The organism is Kitasatospora griseola (genome assembly GCF_014648555.1).
GTDB lineage: Bacteria > Actinomycetota > Actinomycetes > Streptomycetales > Streptomycetaceae > Kitasatospora > Kitasatospora griseola.
The window spans coordinates 45598-66370 of the sequence record NZ_BMRI01000017.1 but is presented as its reverse complement, the minus strand read 5'-3'; the positions used below and the strand labels follow the sequence as shown (position 1 = coordinate 66370).

Annotated in this window: 15 protein-coding genes and 1 pseudogene; 4 read left to right on the top strand and 12 right to left on the bottom strand. The window is 72.5% G+C overall.

All coding sequences use genetic code 11. The features are described 5' to 3' along the window. Together IEZ12_RS38855 and nrdR are read right to left on the bottom strand one after the other, a co-directional pair. Positions 1-1592, bottom strand: a pseudogene (locus IEZ12_RS38855) (vitamin B12-dependent ribonucleotide reductase); the annotation flags it as partial. Positions 1593-1745: 153 nt separating this feature from the next. Next, entirely contained in the window at positions 1746-2222 is a 477-nt protein-coding gene (nrdR, locus tag IEZ12_RS21835) for a transcriptional regulator NrdR (RefSeq protein ID WP_043909810.1), read from the bottom strand. 441 nt (positions 2223-2663) lie between these two features. On the opposite strand from nrdR, the gene lexA reads away from it, so the two are divergent. Beyond that, entirely contained in the window at positions 2664-3389 is a 726-nt protein-coding gene (gene lexA, locus IEZ12_RS21830; protein WP_198520699.1) for a transcriptional repressor LexA, read from the top strand. A gap of 199 nt (positions 3390-3588) precedes the next feature. On the opposite strand, the gene IEZ12_RS21825 is transcribed toward lexA, so the two are convergent. The 5 genes from IEZ12_RS21825 to IEZ12_RS21805 are packed head-to-tail and all read right to left on the bottom strand — an operon-like array spanning position 3589 to position 11127. Next, positions 3589-5670, bottom strand: a complete 2082-nt coding sequence (locus IEZ12_RS21825; protein WP_229847756.1) for an ATP-dependent DNA helicase — start codon at positions 5668-5670, stop codon at positions 3589-3591. Positions 5671-5682: 12 nt separating this feature from the next. Then, positions 5683-7458: an IucA/IucC family protein gene (locus IEZ12_RS21820; protein WP_373295509.1), complete on the bottom strand. Its 1776-nt coding sequence runs from the start codon at positions 7456-7458 to the stop codon at positions 5683-5685. Continuing rightward, complete coding sequence (locus IEZ12_RS21815) at positions 7439-8821, bottom strand: lysine N(6)-hydroxylase/L-ornithine N(5)-oxygenase family protein (protein ID WP_189273822.1); 1383 nt, start codon at positions 8819-8821, stop codon at positions 7439-7441. Before IEZ12_RS21815 ends, IEZ12_RS21820 begins: the two co-directional genes overlap by 20 nt. Positions 8822-8827: 6 nt before the next feature. Beyond that, positions 8828-9370, bottom strand: coding sequence for a GNAT family N-acetyltransferase (locus IEZ12_RS21810; RefSeq protein WP_308431062.1), 543 nt, complete (start codon positions 9368-9370; stop codon positions 8828-8830). After that, positions 9367-11127, bottom strand: coding sequence for an IucA/IucC family protein (locus IEZ12_RS21805; RefSeq protein ID WP_189273818.1), 1761 nt, complete (start codon positions 11125-11127; stop codon positions 9367-9369). The genes IEZ12_RS21810 and IEZ12_RS21805 overlap by 4 nt, the downstream gene beginning before the upstream one ends. Positions 11128-11382: 255 nt before the next feature. Here IEZ12_RS21805 and IEZ12_RS21800 point away from each other — a divergent pair, with 255 nt between their 5' ends. After that, complete coding sequence (locus IEZ12_RS21800) at positions 11383-12495, top strand: trypsin-like serine peptidase (RefSeq protein WP_189273817.1); 1113 nt, start codon at positions 11383-11385, stop codon at positions 12493-12495. Between the two features lie 56 nt (positions 12496-12551). After that, positions 12552-13706, top strand: coding sequence for a trypsin-like serine peptidase (locus IEZ12_RS21795; RefSeq protein WP_043909803.1), 1155 nt, complete (start codon positions 12552-12554; stop codon positions 13704-13706). 73 nt (positions 13707-13779) lie between these two features. On the opposite strand, the gene hflX is transcribed toward IEZ12_RS21795, so the two are convergent. The 5 genes from hflX to miaA form a co-directional block, all read right to left on the bottom strand. After that, entirely contained in the window at positions 13780-15279 is a 1500-nt protein-coding gene (hflX, locus tag IEZ12_RS21790; RefSeq protein WP_043909802.1) for a GTPase HflX, read from the bottom strand. Between the two features lies 1 nt (position 15280). After that, positions 15281-17578, bottom strand: a complete 2298-nt coding sequence (locus IEZ12_RS21785) for a RelA/SpoT family protein (RefSeq protein WP_189273815.1) — start codon at positions 17576-17578, stop codon at positions 15281-15283. Between the two features lie 176 nt (positions 17579-17754). Further along, positions 17755-18633, bottom strand: coding sequence for a diaminopimelate epimerase (gene dapF, locus IEZ12_RS21780; RefSeq protein WP_229847755.1), 879 nt, complete (start codon positions 18631-18633; stop codon positions 17755-17757). Positions 18634-18660: 27 nt separating this feature from the next. Continuing rightward, positions 18661-19146, bottom strand: a complete 486-nt coding sequence (locus tag IEZ12_RS21775) for a hypothetical protein (RefSeq protein WP_043909799.1) — start codon at positions 19144-19146, stop codon at positions 18661-18663. A gap of 253 nt (positions 19147-19399) precedes the next feature. Next, the gene (miaA, locus tag IEZ12_RS21770; protein WP_189273813.1) at positions 19400-20368 is read right to left on the bottom strand and encodes a tRNA (adenosine(37)-N6)-dimethylallyltransferase MiaA; all 969 of its coding nucleotides are present in this window, start codon (positions 20366-20368) and stop codon (positions 19400-19402) included. Between the two features lie 109 nt (positions 20369-20477). On the opposite strand from miaA, the gene IEZ12_RS21765 reads away from it, so the two are divergent. After that, positions 20478-20699 carry an antitoxin gene (locus IEZ12_RS21765; protein ID WP_043909793.1) on the top strand — a complete coding sequence of 74 codons (222 nt, stop codon included), beginning with the start codon at positions 20478-20480 and terminating at the stop codon, positions 20697-20699. Positions 20700-20773 lie beyond the last annotated feature (74 nt).

Below are 20773 nucleotides of genomic sequence, written 5' to 3'. Positions count from 1 at the left end.
GTGTTGGCGGCGGCCCACACCGGCGCGTCCAGGTCGTCCAGCGGGGCGACCGCGACGGAGGCGTCGGCGTGCTGCTTCATCACCCGCTGGTGCGGGGCGGCGTTGCGGGCGTAGCCGTCGTACGGGCCGACCACGCCGGCCAGTTCGGCGGAGCGGCGGTAGGCGGTGCCGGTCATCAGCGAGGTGACGGCGCCGGCCAGCGCGCGGCCGCCCTCGGAGTCGTAGGCGTGGCCGGTGGCCATCAGCAGCGCGCCGAGGTTGGCGTAGCCGATGCCGAGCTGGCGGTAGGCGCGGGTGGTCTCGCCGATCTTCTCGGTCGGGAAGTCGGCGAAGCAGATGGAGATGTCCATCGCGGTGATGACCAGCTCGACGACCTTGGCGAAGGTCTGCGCGTCGAAGCTGTCGTCGTCGCGGAGGAACTTCATCAGGTTCAGCGAGGCCAGGTTGCAGCTGGAGTTGTCCAGGTGCATGTACTCGGAACACGGGTTGGAGGCGTTGATCCGGCCCGACTCGGGACAGGTGTGCCAGTGGTTGATCACCGAGTCGTACTGGATGCCCGGGTCGGCGCAGGCCCACGCGGCCTCGGCCATCTTGCGGAACAGGCCCTTGGCGTCGACGGTCTCGATGACCTCGCCGGTCATCCGGCCGCGCAGGCCGAAGCCGGTGCCGTTCTCGACCGCGGTCATGAACTCGTCGTTCACCCGGACCGAGTTGTTGGCGTTCTGGTACTGGACGGAGGCGATGTCGTCGCCGCCGAGGTCCATGTCGAACCCGGCGTCGCGCAGGGCGCGGATCTTCTCCTCCTCCTTCACCTTGGTCTCGATGAAGGCCTCGACGTCCGGGTGGTCGACGTCCAGCACGACCATCTTGGCGGCCCGGCGGGTCGCGCCGCCGGACTTGATGGTGCCGGCCGAGGCGTCGGCGCCGCGCATGAAGGAGACCGGGCCGGAGGCGTTGCCGCCGGAGGAGAGCAGTTCCTTGGAGGAGCGGATCCGGGACAGGTTCAGGCCGGCGCCCGAGCCGCCCTTGAAGATCATGCCCTCTTCCTTGTACCAGTCGAGGATCGACTCCATGGAGTCGTCGACGGACAGGATGAAGCAGGCGGAGACCTGCTGCGGCTGCTGGGTGCCGACGTTGAACCAGACCGGCGAGTTGAAGCTGAACACCTGGTGGAGGAGGGCGTGCGTCAGCTCGTGCTCGAAGATCTCGGCGTCGTCCGGGGACGCGAAGTAGCCGTGCTTCTCGCCGGCGGCGCGGTAGGTGAGCACCACCCGGTCGATGATCTGCTTCAGGCTCCACTCGCGCTGCGGGGTACCGACCGCGCCGCGGAAGTACTTGCTGGTGACGATGTTCACGGCGTTCACCGACCAGAAGTCGGGGAACTCGACGCCGCGCTGCTCGAAGTTGATGGACCCATCGCGCCAGTTGGTCATCACGACGTCGCGGCGCTCCCAGGTGACCGCGTCGTACGGGTGGACCCCAGGGGTGGTGTAGATCCGCTCCAGCCGCAGACCGGTCTTGGGGGCCTTGGCGCCCTTCCCGGCCTTCTCCGACTTCGACCCGCGCGCGGAACCGCTCGTGGTGTCTGTCATGCCTTGCTCCTCCTCCTGGGCAAACGCCCGAAGTGCCCTGAAAAGTCCGGGCACGACTGGTTCGTTCTCCTGGTGCGCGGGCAGGCGGAAGCCCGGCCACGGCACACGGGTACTGCGGTGACTTGAATGAAAAAAGTGAAAGGGACCCGGCCGTTACGGCACGGGCACCGGGACCGGGGCCGCGGGCCGCTCGGAGCGCAGCTCCGCGATCGCGGCCTCGAAGTCCTCCAGGTTGTCGAACGCCCGGTAGACGGAGGCGAACCTCAGGTACGCCACCACGTCCAGCTCCTTCAGCGGGCCGAGTATCGCCAGGCCCACGTCGTGGGTGGAGAGCTCGGCGCTGCCGCTGGCCCGCACGCACTCCTCGACCCGCTGCCCGAGCTGGGCCAGCGCGTCCTCGGTGACCGGGCGACCCTGGCAGGCCTTGCGGACGCCGGAGATCACCTTCTCGCGGGAGAAGGGCTCGGTGACGCCACTGCGCTTGATCACCATCAGAGTGGCGGTCTCGACGGTGGTGAACCGGCGACTGCAGTCCGGGCACTGCCGGCGACGGCGGATCGAGCAACCGTCGTCACTGGCCCGACTGTCCACGACTCGGCTGTCCGGATGCCGGCAGAAGGGGCAGTGCACCTGGAACTCCCTCCCTGCGACCGACGGCGAACGACTCGAACCACTCTACCCGACTCGAAACACAAGACCTGTGCCCGATCGAGGACACTAGCCACTAGATCTAGTGGCGGACGCCGCGCCACGCCGGGCGAACGGGTGAGAGCCGAGGACATCGCAGGCCGGGACCCCATAGACTGTTCGAGTCGAACATGCAATCGACTTACACCCGGAGGCTTGATCACGTCCGGCAACCTCGAATAAATTCACTCGAACGTGTGTTTGGCGCAACCTTTCGATAGAGGCGCCAGTTGAGCTGGACAGTTGGAGCACCAGTCGAGAGGGTCGCCCGCGATGTCCACCCCCAGCACCGCCAGCGTCATGCACACCGTAGAAGCCAAGACCGCCATCCCGGTGCAGGAGCGTTCCGCGCGCACCACTGACCAGGAGAGCATGGATCAGACCATGAGCCGTAGTCAGCCGATCGAGGAGTCCCCGCTCGGTGTGCCCACCCCCGTCGTCCGCGCCCTCCCCGGCCGACCGCCAGGCATCCGCACCGACGAAGCCGGCCTGACGGAGCGCCAGCGCCGCGTCATCGAGGTCATCCGCGATTCCGTGCAGCGCCGCGGCTACCCGCCGTCCATGCGCGAGATCGGCCAGGCCGTCGGCCTGTCCTCCACCTCCTCGGTCGCCCACCAGCTGATGGCCCTGGAACGCAAGGGCTTCCTGCGCCGCGACCCGCACCGCCCGCGCGCCTACGAGGTCCGCGGCGTCGAGGTCGCCCGCCCCGCCGCGGCCGAGACCTCCGGCCGGCCCTCCACCTCCTACGTGCCGCTGGTCGGCCGGATCGCCGCCGGCGGCCCGATCCTCGCCGAACAGACCGTCGAGGACGTCTTCCCGCTGCCCCGTCAGCTGGTCGGCGAGGGCGAGCTGTTCGCCCTGACGGTCAAGGGCGACTCGATGATCGACGCCGCGATCTGCGACGGCGACTGGGTGACGGTCCGCCGGCAGCCGGTCGCCGAGAACGGGGACATCGTCGCGGCGATGATCGACGGCGAGGCGACGGTGAAGCGCCTGAAGCGCGAGGACGGGAAGATCTGGCTGATGCCGCACAACGTGGCGTACGAGCCGATTCCGGGTGACAACGCCACCATTCTTGGCAAGGTCGTCGCGGTTCTGCGCAGGCTTTGAGGTAGGCAGGGGGCGCACCATCAGGGGCGCGTGGTGGTACCTCCCGGCCCGCTGGGGCTGGGGGGAGAACTGCGCGAAGCGGAAGGCGCCCAACAGCAAGGTCCGGCCGAGGACGGTACTCCCGTCTTCAGCCGGACCTTGCTGCGCGTTCCCGGTTGCTCGCGCAGTTCCCCGCGCCCCTGTTTTCGCGCTCTCCTGCCTACCGGGGACGGACCGGCGGAGCCGACTCGTCGATCGCGGCGAGGGACCGGCGGACCTGGTTGCGGTCGGTGGTGTACCAGAAGTCCGGCATGGAGGAGCGGAAGAAGCTCCCGTACCGGGCGGTCGCGAGTCGCGGGTCGAGGACGGCGACGATGCCGCGGTCGTCCGCCGCGCGGACCAGGCGGCCGGCGCCCTGGGCCATCAGGAGGGCGGCGTGGGTCGCGGCGACCGCCATGAAGCCGTTGCCGCCGCGGGATTCGACGTCCTTCTGGCGGGCGCTCATCAGCGGGTCGTCGGGGCGCGGGAACGGGATCCGGTCCATGACGACGAGCTGGCAGGCCGAGCCGGGGACGTCGACGCCCTGCCAGAGCGAGAGCGTGCCGAACAGGCAGGTCTGCGCGTCGGAGGCGAAGGTGCGGATGAGCTCGCCGAGGGTGTCCTCGCCCTGCAGCAGGATCGGTGCGTCCAGGCGCTCGCGCAGCGCCTCCGCCGCGGCCTGCGCCGCCCGCATCGAGGAGAACAGGCCGAGGGTGCGGCCGCCGGCGGCGCCGATCAGCTCGGTGAGTTCGTCGAGCATCTCCGGCCGGTCGGGTTCCCGGCCGGGCGGCGGCAGGTGCTTGGCGACGTAGAGGATGCCCTGCTTGGGGTAGGTGAACGGGGAGCCGACGTCCAGGCCGCGCCAGTACGGCGGGGCGTCCTCGCCGGTCTCGGCGCTCGGCCCGTCGGGGGTGCGGTGGTCGGGCAGCCTGGTCTCGCCGGGCAGGCCGAGGGACGCGGCGACGCCGTTGAAGTCCCCGCCGAGCTTGAGCGTGGCGGAGGTGAGAACGACCGAGCGGTCCTTGTACAGGTTCTCCCGCAGCAGCCCGGAGACGGACAGCGGGGCGACCCGCAGCGATGCGGTGCCCAGGCCGAAGCGGTCGCTGCGTTCGATCCAGACGACGTCGTACTCGGAGCCGGTGAGCAGCCGGTCCGCCGTCTCGTGCAGGGTCTCCGCGGAGGCCATCGCCTGCTTGCGGACGGCGTCCTCGTCGCTGAGGCCCTTGTCGCGGGTCTCGCCGAGCGAGGTGATGACCTGGCGGCAGGCGTCCCGGATGCCGGCCACGGCGTAGCCCAGGTACTCGGGGAGCTCCTCGACCTGGCCGGGCTGCGCGGTCTCCATCAGGCCGTGGAAGTTCTCCGCGGCGGCCTGCAGCGCGTCCACGGACTTCTCGTTGGCGAGTTTCGCCGCCCGCTTGACGGCCCGGTTGACGGCGCCGACGGTGAGTTCGGCGGTGGCAGCGCCGGTGACCCGGTTCACCAGCTCGTGCGCCTCGTCGATGATCAGCAGGCCGTGTTCGGGGAGGACGGGCGCGCCCTCGATCGCGTCGATCGCCAGCATCGCGTGGTTGGTGACCACCACGTCCGCCAACTTGGCGCGCTCGCGGGCCTGTTCGGCGAAGCACTCCTGGCCGTAGGCGCACCGGGAGGCGCCCAGGCACTCCTTGGAGGTGACGGAGAGCTGGGCCCAGGCCTTGTCGGAGACGCCCGGGGTGAGGTCGTCGCGGTCGCCGGTCTCGGTCTCGTCGGCCCAGTCGCGCAGCCGCAGCACGTCCTGGCCGAGCTTGCCGGTGGGGCCGCCGAGCGCGTCGACCGGGTCGAACAGGCCCTCGCCCTCGTCGCTCGGGGTGCCCTCGTTGGCGCGGTGCAGACACAGGTAGTTCGAGCGGCCCTTGAGCATCGCGTACAGCGGGCGGCGGCGCAGCGTCGGGTGCAGGGCGTCGACGGTGCGCGGCAGGTCGCGTTCGACGAGCTGGCGCTGGAGGGCGAGCGTCGCGGTGGCGATCACCACGTTGTCGCCGTGGGCGAGGGCGGGCACCAGGTAGGCGAGGGACTTTCCGGTGCCGGTGCCGGCCTGGACGAGGAGGTGTTCGCCCTCGTCGACGGCGGAGGCGACCGCCTCGGCCATCCGGACCTGCCCGGGCCGCTCCACGCCGCCGACGGCGTCGACGGCGGCGTGCAGCAGTTCCGGGATACGGGAGGCGGGGACGGGAGGCGCCGACGCGTCCGGGCCGCCGGGCAGGGGTGCGGTGTCGTTCGTCATGACGTTCCCAGCCTACGGGGCCGGGGTGACAATCCGGTGCTGTCGGGTCGGGAGGTGCGCGGTGCTGTGCAGCGGATTGTCGATCTGGCCGTGGACGGCGGCGTGCGGACGGTCCGGGCGGTCGCGGTAGCCGTCGAGCAGCAGCCGGTTGCGGTTCAGGCAGAGCCGGTCGATCCGCGGCGTGAACAGGTCGAACAGCCGGTGCCGGTCGGCGAGTTCCGGGAAGCGCCGCTGGCAGTCCCGGATCCGCTCGGCCAGCAGTTCCCAGAACTCGGTCTCGGGGAGGCCGAGTTGCTCCTCCAGCAGGGGCGCCAGGTAGCGGTAGACGCCGATGAACAGCCCGGAGTGCAGGAACTGGCACAGGTAGTCGGGGTTCTCCCGCAGCAGCACCTCGCCGATCCCGTCGGGCAGGTCGGCGAGTTCCGGCAGCGGCCGGTCGCTGATGTTGACGTCGTCGACGAAGTCCTTGACGGCGAGCCGGACCGGAACGTCCCGCTGGTCGAAGACGATGATCGCGTTCTCGCCGTGCGGGGAGAACACCAGGCCGTAGCGGTACAGGAAGTGCAGCAGCGGCGGCAGCATCGCCGCGAACAACCGGTCGACCCAGCTGCGGACGTCCAGCCCGGAGCGGGCGACCAGCTCGGCGGCCAGCGCGCGGCCGTCGGAGCCGGTCTGCAGCAGCGCGGCCAGGGTGCGACCGCGTTCGCCGTCGTCGAGGTGCCGGCCGAGGGGTTCGCGCCAGATCGCGCCGAGCAGTTCCTTGTACTGGTAGGGAGCGTCGGGCAGGTCCCGGTACAGCGGGTGCTCGACGGTGACGGAGGCGATCTCGCCGAGCAGGATCACCCGGCACTCGTCGCGCAGGTACGGGTCCTGGTCGCGCAGCCGCTGGATCCAGGCGGTGACGGCGGGCGCGGCGAGCGCGCGTTCGGTGGGCAGACCGCGCCAGACCAGGGTGTTGAGGATGGCCAGCGGCAGTTTGACGGTGCACCGGTCGGGTCTGCTCAGGTTGAAGAACGACCGGATGGACTGCTGGGGCAGCCGCAGGTCGCCGTCGCTGGGCAGCGGAATGATCTCGCCGCTGGCGATCCACGGCGCGAACAGGCCGACCACGGTCTCGTCCCACTGCCAGGGGTGCACCGGCAGCAGCCAGAACTCGTCGGCGCGTTCGCCGAGTTGGGCGCGGAACGCGGGGTCGAGCTCGGTGTCGTAGATGGTCTCGTCGCCGCGGAAGGCGGCCAGGTTCTTGTGCACGGCCAGCCACGGCAGGGTGCGCGGCAGCCGGGCCTCGGGGGCCCAGCCGGCCGCGTCGGTGGCGGAGAAGCCGAGCCGGCCCTTGTTGGCCACGATCCACGGGTGGCCGGTCTGTCTGCCCTCCAGCGCGACGTGGTCGAGGTCGGCGAGTTCGGCGGCGCTCAGCGCGGTGGCCCGCAGGTGGGCGTCGGCGATCAGCGTGGCGGTGAGTTCGCGGACCAGGTGGCCGGTGGTGTCGCCGTTCAACTTCAGGGTGTGCCGGGCCTGTTGGAGGAACCGCAGCGGATCGTCGCCGCCCGCTATCGACCCCGGGTCGACCCGCCAGCTGCCGTAGGCGCCCCGGCGGGCGGTGAACCGGTAGTCGGCGTCCGGGAGTTCGAGCAGGTAGTGGTCGCCCTCCGGCCGGGGGTGCAGCAGTTCCTCGTAGGCGAACTCGCCGAGCAGTTTGGCCAGCATGGCGCGTGCGGCGGCCCGCCAGTGCCCGGTGGTGAGCTGGGGCGGCAGGTGGAGTGCGGTGTCAACGGCCGGCTGCGGCACGCTCGTTCCCTTCCTGGGGTCGCGGGAGCACCGGGGCCGTGGCGGGCTCCGGTGCGAAGGTGGTCCAGGCGGTGCGGTGGGGCAGCGGGTGCAGGGTCTTGCCCGCGACGGCGTTCAGGATCACGGCGGCGCGGTGCGCGCCGAGCCCGAGGTCCGGGGTGCCGACTCCGTGAGTGTGCAACTCGGCGTTCTGGACGTACAGCCCCCCGGTGAGTTCCGGCCGGGTGGCGACCCGGTGGTCGAGGTCGACCCGGTAGCGGCCCTGTTCGTCCCAGTCGATCAGCTCGGCGATCGGGTCGAGCAGCGCGGGCCGGACCGCCCGGTAGCCGGTGGCGAGCACCACGGCGTCGGTGCGGACCGAGTGGCGGCGGCCGGAGTCGGCGTGCCGGCAGTGCAGTTCGATGCCGCCGCCGGGGCCGGGGGCGGCATCGGTGACGGCGGTGCCGGGGAGGATCTCGACCGGTTCGGCGTCGATCGGGCGGCCCACGGTGCGCTCGTACAGGTGGTCGTGGATCTCGGCGAGGGTCTCCGCGCTGGCCGCCTTGTGCAGCTGCCACTGCGCGGGCACCAGGGCGTCCCGGACCGGCTCGGGCAGGCCGTGGAAGTAGCGGGTGTAGTCGGGGGTGAACTGCTCCAGGCCGAGCTTGGAGTACTCCATCGGGGCGAGCGCCCTGGTCCGGGTGAGCCAGCGCACCCGGGTGCCGTCGCCGGCGTGCCGCCGCAGCAGGTCGAGGAACACCTCGGCGCCGGACTGGCCGGATCCGACCACGGTGATGTCCCGTGCCCCGTCGAGCTTCTGCCGTAGCGTCAGGTAGTCGGCCGAGTGCAGCACCGCCGGGTGGTCGCGCAGCGCCGCGAACGCCGTGGGGCGGGCCGGTTCGGTGCCGACGCCGAGCACCAGGTTCCGGGCCGGGTACGTCCGGCCGGCCGCGTGCACCCGGTACTGCCGCCGGTCGGCGTCCCAGTGGACGGCGTCGACGGGGCTGTCGAAGCGGCAGTTGGGGAGCCGGTCGGCGGCCCAGCGGCAGTAGTGCTCGTACTCGCGCCGCGGGAGCTGGAAGCGTTCGCTGAAGTAGAACGGGAACAGCCGCTGCTGCTCGCGCAGGTAGTTGAGGAACGACCACGGGTTGGTGGGGTCGACCAGCGAGACCAGGTCGGCGAGGAACGGGACCTGCATCCGGGCGCCGTCCACGAGCATGCCGGGGTGCCAGCGGAACTCGGGTCGGGCGTCGAGGAACAGCGCGCCGACGGTGTCGGCCCGGTCGGCGAGCGCGGCCAGCGACAGGTTGAACGGGCCGATGCCGACGCCGATCAGGTCGTACGGCTCGGGCTGCCGGCCTGTCGTGTCGTCGTGGGAAGTCATGGCGTCCTAGGTCTCGGGCCGCGGGCGGATCATCAGGGCGGCACGCTTGTCGGGGAGGTCGAGATCGGCGGCACGGGTGAATCCGGCGGCGGTGAACGCCCGGACGGAGGGCGTGTTGCGGACGTCGGGTTCGGCGAGCACCCGGGTGCAGCGGGGTTCGTCCCGCAGCAGCCGGGCGGCGATCGCGTCGAGCAGCAGGGCGGCCAGCCCCCGGCCGCGGGCGGCGGGGGCGAGCAGCAGGTGCACGCCCAGGTCGTACGGGTGGGCGGGGTAGTGCGCCGCCAGCGGGTCGAGGTCGGCGCGGTACAGCTCGAAGTAGCCGGTGGGTTCGCCGTCGAGCAGGGCGAGGACGGGGCGGCTGCGGCCGTCGCCGTCGAGCTGCCCGGCGAGGTGCGCGGCGGTGGTCTCCGACGGGCCCGCGAGGGCCCACCAGCGGTCGGTCTCCGGGTCGTTCATCCAGTCGGTGAGCAGCTCCAGGTCGGTGCTGGGCCGGACGGTGCGCAGCACGAGTCCGCCGGCCGCCGTGGGGATGCGGAGCTCGGGTGTCACGCCCCGGCCACCGGGTTGGCGATCTCCACGTACACCGACTGGGTCTCCACCGGCCCGACCAGCTCGTCCAGGCCGTGCAGCCGGGTCAGCAGGTTGGCCTTGCACCGCAGGGTGGGGGTGTCCAGCAGGAGGGCGGGCAGCGCGGAGCCGGTGGCGGTCGCGGCGGGGCCGGCCAGGAAGCGCCGCAGGGCGGCCAGCAGCAGCTGTTCGTCGGCGAGTTGCTGGGAGCCGAAGGCGCCGATCAGGCCGAGCACGTGGTTGATGCCGAGGTAGTAGGCGAAGCGTTCGTCGGCGACCGCGTCGGGGACGAAGGTGTCGCTGTGCGCCCCGAGTCCGGGCAGCATCCGGTGCAGCCGCTCGGCGTGCGAGGTGCGGAAGTAGTAGCCCTGGTTGTCGCGGTAGCGGCCGCCGGTGGGCCAGCCCTGCGCGTCGAGCAGGACCAGGCTGTTCTGCTGGTGGGCCTCCAGCGCGATGCCGGCCTGCCCGTCCAGCCAGAGGATCGGCAGCACCACGGCGTCCAGGTAACGCAGGAACCACTCGGTGGCGACGGTCGCCGCGGGGCGGCCGGTGCGGGCGGCGAGTTCGCCGAGCACCTGGGCGAGTTGCGAGCCCGCCGGGTCGACGGGCTGTTCGGCGACCAGGCCGGCCACGCACAGCGCCCGGTCGGCGGGGCCGAACGGCAGCTGCCGGAGCACGGTGTCCAGGCCGTTCGGGTCGCCCAGCGCGGGGTGGTCGACACCGATCCAGGCCGGGTCGCGGACGATGTCGAAGCCGGGGTGGGCGGCCTGCCACCGCCGACCCAGCCCGGCCTCCAGCAGGCGGTGCACCTCGACGCCGCGGTGGAGCTCCTTGCGCAGGTTCTCCCGGCGGGAGTTGGTGATCCGCAGGCCCAGCGACAGTTTGAGCATCCACGGGGTGCCGGGCCGGCAGACGGTGCGCACCGAGCTGGTGGGGTGCCAGGGCTCGCCGTGCTGGCCGAGGTCGGTGAGCAGGCCCCGCTCCAGCAGCTCGGCGACGGCCGGACGGAGCGTCAGCTCCCGGGCCTGCCAGGGGTGCAGCGGCAGCGCGGCGGCGCCGTCGGGCAGCGGGCGGCCGTACAGCTCGGCGGTGAGCCGTTCGGCGGGGGCGCCGGCGGCGGAGTCCGCGGCGAGCAGGCTGCGGTCGACGGCCCACCAGTGCAGCCGGAACGAGCCGTGCAGTTCGGGCGAGTAGGCGGCGGACTGGGCGGGGCCGAGGCCGTCGCGGCTCTTCGGGGTGGGGTGCAGCGGGTGGCCGAGCAGCAGCGACTGCTCGGCGCGCAGGAACGGGTCGCTGGGGGCCGCGGGGGTCCGGCGGCGGTGCGCGAGGATCTCCGCGGTGCGGCCGACCGAGTCGGCCACCCGGGAGGTGAGATCGGCGAGTTGGCCGGGCTCGGGGCGGCCGGTGGCGCCGGCCACCAGGGCGGCGACCGTGACGGCGTCCACCGGGTGTTCGGCGGCGCCGGTGGAGACGGTGGCGGGGCCGAACCGGTGCCAGCCGCAGGCCGACCAGTGGCGGACCGGCGCGGAGAGCTGGGCGGCGCCGCCGAGCACCGGAATCCGCAGCAGGTCGCCGTCGGGGCGTGCGGCGGCGGTCTCCCGGGCCCAGCAGCGCAACAGGCTCTCGGTGGCGGCGTGTTCGGCGGCGACGGCCGGGTCGGGGTGGAGCAGCGGGTCCGTACTGAGGTGTCCGGCCGACGGCCGGGCGACCGGGAGAACGTCGGTGAGGATGGTGGCCAAATCCGCTCCTTGAGCCGCGCGATTGCCTTCGGGTAAGGGTTACCTATCCCTTCGGTGCGGACACAAGATCGGCTCACTCGTTCCGGTGAGTTTGCGCCGATCGTCCCCGTTCCGGGGAGCCTGCTGGGATCCTGACGGACCGTCACCATCACGGTTCGATGACCGGACGCCAACAGGACCGCACCGCCCGCCGGTGGCCCGGGCCCGGATGAAAGACTGTCCCCGGGGGAACGGACTGTTTCAGGGGGGTTGAAAGTGAGGGCACGGGGGGTACTGGCCGCGCTGACCGCGGCCGTGCTGCTGGGCGGGGTGTCCGCCTGCGGGTCGACCGGCGGCCCGGGCGGGGACGGGAACCCGCACAGCTTCGCCGAGTTGAAGCACTGGGGGTTCGCCGAGTGGGACCGCTGGGCGAAGCGGCACGACTTCCGCAATCCCGTGGTGGCGGGCGTGTGGAGCGCCGAGACGATGGACCAGGCGCCGCCGCAGCAGCCCGCACCGGCGCCCGACTCGTCGTCGGCGTCGGCACCGGCCGCGCCGTCGCCGTCCGCCGGTGAGCCGTCCGCGAGCGGCGCACCGTCCACCACGAGTGCTCCGCCCGCGGTGGCCGCGCAGCCGGTGCCGCGTCCGTACACCAGCTATCCGGCGTCCGGGAAGGTCTTCATGACCGCCCCGAACGGCGGTACCGGCCAGTGCTCGGCCACCGTGGTCGCCGACCCGGCGAACCCGGGCCGCAGCAACCTGGTGTGGACGGCCGCGCACTGCGTCCACGAGGGCAAGGGCGGCGACTGGTACAAGAACCTGGTCTTCGTGCCCGCGTACAACAGCTCGGGCGCGGCCAGCGACCACCGGCGGGCGAAGCTCGCCGAGGTCGCTCCGCTCGGGCAGTGGTGGGCGGACAAGGTGATCACCTCGCCGCTGTGGACCACCGAGGGCACCAGGGGCGGGGACGCCGCGAACCAGTACGACTTCGCGGTGATCAAGGTGCGCGGCCCGGAGGGCGAGAGCCGCTCGCTGGAGGAGGCGATCGGCACCGCCGTGCCGGTCTGGTTCGACGCGCCGCGCGAGCAGCTCGCGATCCAGGCCTGGGGCTATCCGGCCGTCGCGCCGTTCGACGGGCAGGAGTTGGAGCGCTGCGACTCCGGCCGCCCGGGCTCCCGGAGCTTCGACGCGGCCCGCCCGTCGATGCTGGTGATCGGCTGCACCATGACGGCCGGCGCCTCCGGCGGCGGCTGGTTCGCGGACGGCCCGGACGGCCGCCAGCGGCTGGTCAGCAACACCTCGATCGGCACCCAGGCGCACACCGCCCTGAACGGGCCCTACCTGGAGGGCGTGGCCCGCCAGGCCCTCGACTACATCTCGCGGAAGTGACCGTCCGTCACCTCCCGCGACTCTCCATTCGACCGACGACCACGGGGGAACTGCCCATGACCACCCAGCACCGGACGGCGCGCCGCGTACGCTCCGCCGCCGCGGCCGCCCTGGTGACGGTGCTCGCCGTCACCACCGCCGCCTGCCAGAGCCAGAGCCCGAAGCCGAACCCGGCGCCGCCGGGCAGCAGCGGCGCCGCGAAGCCGGGCGTGGACGTGAAGGACATCCAGAGCGCGCTCGCCAAGGTCTCCAGCTGGACCGCCGACGACTGGGCCGACTGGGCCGAGAAGAACGGCTTCAAGCCGGAGGACCTACAGGCGATCAAGGCGTTCTGGGACCGGGGCAGGCTCTCCGGCGCGAAGGGCGTCGACATCGAGAAGCCGGACACCAAGAAGTGGCCGTCGATGGCGGACGTGAACTTCCCGAAGGCCATCGCGGCCAAGCCCCAGCCGCACCCGTACTCCGCGGACACCGCGGTGGTCGGCAAGATCTTCATCCAGACCCCGGAGGGCGAGGGCCAGTGCTCGGGCACCGTGGTGAGTGACCCGGCCCACCCCGGTAAGAGCAACCTGGTGTGGACGGCCGCGCACTGCGCCCACGGGGGCAAGGGCAAGGACTACTTCCAGAAGATGGCGTTCGTCCCCGCCTACAACAAGAGCGGCGCGTCCAGCAAGGGCAAGGACGCCACCCTCGAACAGGTCGCGCCGCTCGGCGTCTGGGCGGCCCGCGGGATGCTGGTGATGCCGCAGTGGCTCCAGAAGGAGGGCGAGCACGGCAGCTCGGCCAGCCAGTTCGACTTCGCGGTGGTCCGGGTGGCCGCGTCGGACGGCTCCAAGCGTTCGCTGGAGGAGACCGTGGGCGGGTCGATGCCGATCTGGTTCGGCGCCCAGCCGGGCGACATCACCTCGCCCTCCTCGTACGGCTACCCGGCCGCGGATCCGTTCGACGGCGAGGAGCTGGAGCACTGCGACTCCGCCCTGAAGCCGACCCCGTTCGTCTTCGACGCCTCCCGGCCGCCGATGCTCGCCATCGGCTGCACCATGACCGGCGGTTCCTCCGGCGGCGGCTGGTTCACCAAGCACGACGGCAAGACCGTGCTGTTCTCCGACAACTCGATCGGCAACGACTCCTGGATGGCCGGCCCCAACCTCGGCCCGGACGCCAAGCGGATGTTCGACGCCTTCGTCCAGGGCAAGGGCGGGCAGCAGTAGTCCGGACGTGCGAACGGCCCGAGGAGGTCTCCCTCCTCGGGTCGTTCGGCGTTCTGCGCGGTGCCGCGGGCGGCTACGCGGTGACGACCGCGTACCGCTCCAGCTCGGCCGCCAGCACCGCCGCCACCTTGGCGTGCAGCAGCGTGCCCTCCGCGGTGTGCTCGGCGGAGAGCAGCTCGCCCTCCGCGTGCACCCGGGAGACCAGGTCGCCGCGGGTGTACGGCACCAGGGCCCGGACCTCCACGGCGGGGCGCGGCAGCTCCTCGTCGATCAGGGCGAGCAGCTCGTCGATGCCCTGGCCGCTGCGGGCGGAGACCACGATGGCGTGCGGCTCGCGGCGCAGCAGGCGCTGGAGCACCGCCGGGTCCGCGGCGTCCGCCTTGTTGATCACCACGATCTCGGGCACGTTCTGCGCCTCGACCGAGACGATCACCTCGCGCACCGAGGCGAGCTGCGTCTCCGGCTCCGGGTGGGAGCCGTCCACCACGTGCAGGATCAGGTCGGCGTCGGCGACCTCCTCCATGGTGGAGCGGAACGCCTCGACCAGGTGGTGCGGCAGGTGCCGGACGAAGCCGACGGTGTCGGCCAGCGTGTACAGCCGGCCGCTCGGGGTCTGCGCCCGGCGGACCGTCGGGTCCAGGGTGGCGAACAGGGCGTTCTCCACCAGGACGCCGGCGCCGGTGAGCCGGTTGAGCAGCGAGGACTTGCCGGCGTTGGTGTACCCGGCGATGGCCACCGAGGGCACCTGGTGGCGCCGCCGCTCCTGCCGCTTGGTGTCGCGGCCCTTCTTCATCTCGGCGATCTCCTTGCGGAGCTTCGCCATCTTCTCGCGGATCCGCCGCCGGTCGGTCTCGATCTTGGTCTCACCGGGACCACGGGTGGCCATGCCGCCGCCCGAGGTGCCGGAGCCACCGCCACCCATCTGCCGGGACAGCGACTGACCCCAGCCGCGCAGGCGCGGCAGCATGTACTGCATCTGCGCGAGCGAGACCTGCGCCTTGCCCTCACGGGACTTGGCGTGCTGGGCGAAGATGTCCAGGATCAGCGCGGTGCGGTCGACGACCTTGACCTTCACCACGTCTTCCAGGTGGATCAGCTGACCGGGCGTCAGCTCACCGTCGCAGACCACGGTGTCGGCGCCGGTGGAGGCGACCAGGTCGCGCAGCTCCTGGGCCTTGCCGGAGCCGATGTAGGTGGCCGCGTCGGGCTTGTCACGGCGCTGGATCACACCGTCCAGGACTTCGGAGCCGGCCGTCTCGGCGAGCGCGGCGAGCTCGGCCATCGAGTTCTCCGCCTCCTCCAGCGTGCCGTCCGTCCACACGCCGACGAGCACCACGCGCTCCAGGCGGAGCTGGCGGTACTCGACTTCGGTGACGTCCTGGAGTTCGGTGGAGAGGCCGGCCACGCGTCGGAGCGCGGCGCGCTCGGAGCGGTCGTACTGCTCTCCGTCGTAGTTTCCGAGGCCCTCGTCGATCGCCGCGAGGTCCTCGTCCATCAGGGCTTCCGCCTTGAGGTCGGCGAGGCGGTTGGCCGACTCGCTCGATCGGGTGCGGCTGTCGAACGTGGAGGTCATTTCATCCTTGGATAGATCGGGTGGTGCTCTCGGACAACACGGCGGAGCCGCCGTGAATTCCCCACGATGGTCGCACGCCCGCTGTGCCCGAGTCATCCCTTTTACCAGCCGCCCCGGCGACCCCCGTCACCGGCCCCGGCACGGCCGGCTCCGCCCCGGTCGGCGCGGCCGCCGCCCGGACCGGCACTTCCTCGGGCCCGCCCGGCCGGTACACGTCGTACACGCCCGAGACCCGGAGCATCGCCCGCATCACCGCGGGCAGCGCGGCGGCGTCGGCGAGTTCCAGGGTGTAGCTGTGCCGCACCCGCAGCTGGCGGGGCGGCTCGACGTCGGCGGAGAAGATCGACACGCCCTCGCCGGAGATCGCGGCGGTCAGATCGGCCAGCAGCCGGGGCCGGTTCAGCGCCTCGGCGTGCAGGGTGGCCCGGTAGCCCCACTGCGGGGCGCCGCCGGGCAGCCAGCGGACCGCGACCGCCCGGCGGCCGCCGCGCAGCATCCGGGTGCCGGTCGGACAGCCCGCCCGGTGCACCGCGACGACCTCGCCGCGCAGCACGATGCCGGTCACCTCGTCGGGCGGCACCGGCGTGCAGCAGCGCGCCAACCGGACGGCGGCGCCCGGCAGTTCCGGTGCGTCGGCGGGCGCGGCGGCGGGTGGCGCGGGCGGTGCGGCGGGCACCGGGGCGCCGGCCGCGGGCAGGCGTTCGGCGGCGGGCGCGGGCAGCGGGCCGGCCGCCAGCCGGCGCTCGATGGCGAGCCGGGCGGCGGGCGTGCGGACGTACTCCAGCCACTCCGGGTCGGGGCCGCTGTCCTCGCCGACGGGGGCGGTGAGCAGGCCGAGCACGTCGCCGTCGCGCAGTTCGGTGGAGAGCGCGGTGAGCCGGCCGTTGATCCGGGCGCCGATGCACCGGTGGCCGGTCTCCTCGCCGATCAGGTAGGCGGCGTCCAGACAGCTGGCCCCGGCGGGCAGGTGCAGGGTGGTGCCGTCCTCGGTGATGGCAGTGATCTCGCGGTCGTCGCGCAGGTCGGCGGTGAGCGCGGACCAGAAGGCGTCCGGGTCGGGGGTGTCCTGCTGCCACTCCAGCAGCCGGGCCAGCCAGCCGGGGCGGGCCGGGTCGGTGCGGTCCTCCGGGTCCTCGGCGGCGCCCTGCCGGTCGGTGCGCGGGTCGCCGAGCGCGACCACCCCGGTCTCGGCCACCTCGTGCATCCGCCGGGTGCGCACCAGGACCTCGACCACCTCGCCGCCGGGCAGCGCCACCGCGGTGTGCAGCGACTGGTACAGGTTGAACTTGGGGGCGGCCACGAAGTCCTTGAACTCGCCGGGCAGCGGCGTCCAGCAGGTGTGCAGTTCGCCGAGCACCGCGTAGCAGTCGGCGTTCTCCTCGACCACCACCAGCAGCCGCCCGAAGTCGGCGGGCCGCAGCCCCGCGCCGTCCGGGCCGGCCCCGCGTTTGATCATCACCCGGTGCAGCGAGACCAGGTGCCGGGGGCGGACGGTGACGGCGGAGGAGATCCCGGCCTCGGCGAGCTGGCGGCCGAGCTCGGCGGCGAACGGGGCGAGCACGCCGTCCGTCCAGCCGCCGGCCACCGCGCCGGTGCGCTCGTACTCCTCGGGGTGCAGGGTGGCGAAGACGATGTCCTCCAGCTCCGCCTTCACCACCTGGATGCCGAGCCGTTCGGCGAGCGGGATCAGCACGTCCCGGGTGACGTTGGCGATCCGCACCTGGCTGGCCGGCTTCATGTGCCGGATGGTGCGCATGTTGTGCAGCCGGTCGGCGAGCTTGATCACCATCACCCGGACGTCGTCGCCGGTGGCGACCAGCATCTTGCGGAACGTCTCGGGTTCGGCCGCCGCCCCGAAGTCGACCTTCTCCAACTTGGTGACGCCGTCCACCAGGTACGCGACCTCCGGACCGAAGTCCTCGGCGACCTGATCGAGCGTCACTTCGGTGTCCTCGACGGTGTCGTGCAGCAGCGAGGCGACCAGCGTGGTGGTGTCCGCGCCGAGCTGGGCGAGGATCATGGTGACCGCGAGCGGGTGGGTGATGTACGGCTCGCCGCTCTTGCGGGTCTGCCCGCGGTGGCTCTCCTCGGCGACCCGGTAGGCGCGGGCCAGCAGCGCCAGGTCGGCCTGCGGATGGTGCACCCGGTGCGCCTGCACGATCGGTTCGATGGCGTCGGGGACGGGCGTCCGCCCGGTGGCGAGCAGCGCCGCCCGGCCGGCCCGGCCGAGCGCCGCACGGCTGAAGCGGCTCGCCTGCTGCTTGGACGGCGAGCCCGCCAACTCGGAGCGGATGGTCATCTGCACCTCCGGCAGCAACACCGGAGCGACGGCCGACCCGGTGGTCCATGCTACCGAGCACAGCACGTTCGGCGAGCCCCCACTTCGGCTCTGCCATCGGCATCACCCGAACGGGGGGATTAGCCGGACAGCGGGCTGGGAAGCGGGAGCTGACGATTCGTCGGGCTGACCAGCCGTTACACCAGCACGCCCTCGGCGACGATCACCGCGGGGCCGGTCATCTCGATCCGGCCGTCAGGGAACTCCTCGATCACCAGCCGCCCGCCGGGCAGGTCCACCGTCCAGCTGACGGCCCGCCCGGTGTCCGCCGGGGCCAGTCCGGCCCGCCGGATCGCGGCCACCGCGACCGCGCAGGCGCCCGTCCCGCACGAGCGGGTCTCGCCGGAGCCGCGCTCGTGCACCCGCATCGCCACGTGCCGCTCGCCCCGGTCCACCACGAACTCCACGTTCACGCCCTGCGGGTACACGCCCGCCGGCGCGGTGGCCGGCGCGTCGTACAGGTGCCCGGCGTGCGCGAGGTCCGCCACGAACGCGACCGCGTGCGGGTTGCCCATGTTGACGTTCAGCGCGGGCCAGCTGCGCTCGTCGACGGTGACGGTGAGGTCGTCCGGGCCGGGCAGCAGCGCGCGGCCCATGTCCACGGTGATCCCGCCCGGGGTGCCGTCGGCGGCGTCCTCGGCGATCCGCACCCGCTTCACCCCGGCCCGGGTGGCGACCGACAGCTCGCCCGGCTTCGCGTGCCCGGCGTGCACCAGGTAGCGGGCGAAGACCCGCACGCCGTTGCCGCACATCTCGGCGATCGAGCCGTCCGCGTTGCGGTAGTCCATGAACCATTCGGCCTGCTCGGCCATCCCCGCCGCCACCGGGTCGGCCGCCGAGCGCACCACCCGCAGCACGCCGTCCGCGCCGATCCCGGCCCGCCGGTCGCACAGGGCGGCGACGGTGGCCGCCGACAGCTCCAGTTCGCCGTCCGGGTCGGGGACGATCACGAAGTCGTTCTGGGTGCCGTGCCCCTTGAGGAAGGCCGTTCCGCTGATTCCGCTGCGCTCGCTCACACCGCCGATGGTAATGGCCTGCGAGGGCTAACCGCGCAGGTGGACGACCCGCCAGACGGCCAGCGCCAGGGCGGCGGCCACCACCAGGGTGTAGAGCACGATGGCCTTCCAGCCGGCCCGCTCGGAGCTGCCCCGGCGCGGTACGCCTGGCCACTTGTAACCGGCCCGGCGGGCGGCCATCGCGCCCCAGCCGACCGAGGCGGCGGTGATCAGCAGGCCGAGCATCCCGATCATCGCGGTCGCGCCCTCGCTGCCGAAGGCCAGCGGGAAGGCGAACATCAGCGAGCCGAACATCACCGACGCGGCGATCGGCAGGATCTGCCACCAGCGCAGCCGACGGCGCGGCCGGATGTCCCGCTCGTGCACCACGCCGGGCGCGGCGGCCAGATCGTCGATCGCGGGCAGCGCCACCGCGTACGAGGTGGTGGGGACGGCCAGTTCGGGCAGCGTCTCGGAACCGTCGGACACGTCGCCCAGCAGCTCATCGGTTTCGGGGCCGGTACCCGTTGACACGCGGCCTCCCCTGATGGCTCGACACGAGCTCCGGAGCTCGCGGGCGGTGAGGCCGGCCCGCGTGCCGGGCCTCGGTGCTACCGATGATGGCACGTGGCAGGACCCGGACAGGGCGTCCCACGGGGTGATCGGGTGATCCGATGCCAGGACGTGATCCGGTCGTGACCGCCGGTACCTCCTGCACCTGCGTCTGCCGGTGCAGCTGCCCGGGCGGCTGGCCGGATCACGCCCCCGGGCAGCCGAAATCCGCCGGTCAGCCGGTGTCGCCGGGACGTTCCGGGCGATTGATCAGTTCCATTGCGCGGCCCAGGAGTTCGACCGGATCGGCCCCCTCGGGACGGTCCAGCCAGTGGATCCGCGCGTCCCGCCGGAACCACGACTCCTGGCGCCGGGCGAACCGCCGGGTGGCCCGCACGGTCTCCTCCCGCGCCTCGTCCTCGGTGCACTCCCCGGCGAAGAACGCCAGCACCTGCTGGTAGCCCAGCGCCCGGCTCGCGGTCAGGCCCTCGCGCAGCCCGACCCGCTCCAGCGCCCGCACCTCGTCCAGCAGGCCGGCCTCCCACATCCGGTCCACCCGCAGCTCGATCCGCCGGTCCAGCTCCGGCCGCGGCACCTGCACGCCGATCTGCACCGCCTCGTACACCGCGCGCTGCGTCGGCAGGTTCGCGGTGAACGGCTGCCCGGTGATCTCGATGACCTCCAGCGCCCGGACGATCCGCCGCCCGTTGCTGGTCAGGATCGCCGCCGCGGCCGCCGGGTCCAGCTCCGCCAGCCGCCGGTGCAGCACACCCGGGCCGACCTGCTCCAGCTCCTCCTCCAGCCGGGCCCGCACCTCGGGGTCCGTGCCGGGGAACTCCATCTCGTCGATCGCCGCCCGCACGTACAGCCCCGAGCCGCCCACCAGCACCGGCACCCGGCCCGCCGCCAGCAGCCGGTCCATCTCGGCCCGGGCGAGGCGCTGGTACTCGGCCACCGAGGCGGCCTCGGTCACCTCCCAGATGTCCATCAGATGGTGCGGGATGCCGCCGCGCTCCGCCTCGGTCAGCTTGGCGGTGCCGATGTCCATGCCCTTGTACAGCTGCATCGAGTCGGTGTTCACCACCTCCCCGCCGAGCTCACGGGCGATCGCCACCGCCAGATCGGACTTGCCGGCCGCCGTCGAACCGACCACCGACACCACCCGGCGCGGACGTGCAGAAGAAGAAGAGGAGGAACCGCTCACCCCACCAGTCTCGCAAAACCCGGGCACCTCTCGTGTCGCGGCCTCGTTCACCGGGGAAGATCAGCTATGTCTGGTACCGATCTGACGGGAAAAGCGAGGAATGCACCCCATGAGCCTGATGGACAACCTCAAGGGCAAGGCCGAGGAACTCAAGGACAAGGCCAGCGAACTGGCCGGAAAGCACGGCGACAAGATCGACAACCTGGTGGACAAGGCCGGCGAGACCATCGACAACGTCACCAAGCACAAGTACAGCGACAAGATCGAGAAGGGCGCCTCGGCCGCCAAGCACGCCCGCGACGACTTCGCCGCGAAGCCGAAGGACGACTGACCGCGACCTCCGGCCCGGTGGTCTGCTGGCGCACTCAGCGCCAGGAGGCCACCAGGTAGCCGACGCCGTACGGG

What these genes read in the sequence shown, in the direction of transcription:
- IEZ12_RS21825 (WP_229847756.1), bottom strand. Translation starts at nt 5,670, where the DNA reads ATGACGAACGACACCGCACCCCTGCCCGGCGGCCCGGACGCGTCGGCG.
- IEZ12_RS21795 (WP_043909803.1), top strand. Translation starts at nt 12,552, where the DNA reads ATGACCACCCAGCACCGGACGGCGCGCCGCGTACGCTCCGCCGCCGCG.
- IEZ12_RS21815 (WP_189273822.1), bottom strand. Translation starts at nt 8,821, where the DNA reads ATGACTTCCCACGACGACACGACAGGCCGGCAGCCCGAGCCGTACGAC.
- lexA (WP_198520699.1), top strand. Translation starts at nt 2,664, where the DNA reads ATGAGCCGTAGTCAGCCGATCGAGGAGTCCCCGCTCGGTGTGCCCACC.
- hflX (WP_043909802.1), bottom strand. Translation starts at nt 15,279, where the DNA reads ATGACCTCCACGTTCGACAGCCGCACCCGATCGAGCGAGTCGGCCAAC.
- IEZ12_RS21765 (WP_043909793.1), top strand. Translation starts at nt 20,478, where the DNA reads ATGAGCCTGATGGACAACCTCAAGGGCAAGGCCGAGGAACTCAAGGAC.
- IEZ12_RS21785 (WP_189273815.1), bottom strand. Translation starts at nt 17,578, where the DNA reads ATGACCATCCGCTCCGAGTTGGCGGGCTCGCCGTCCAAGCAGCAGGCG.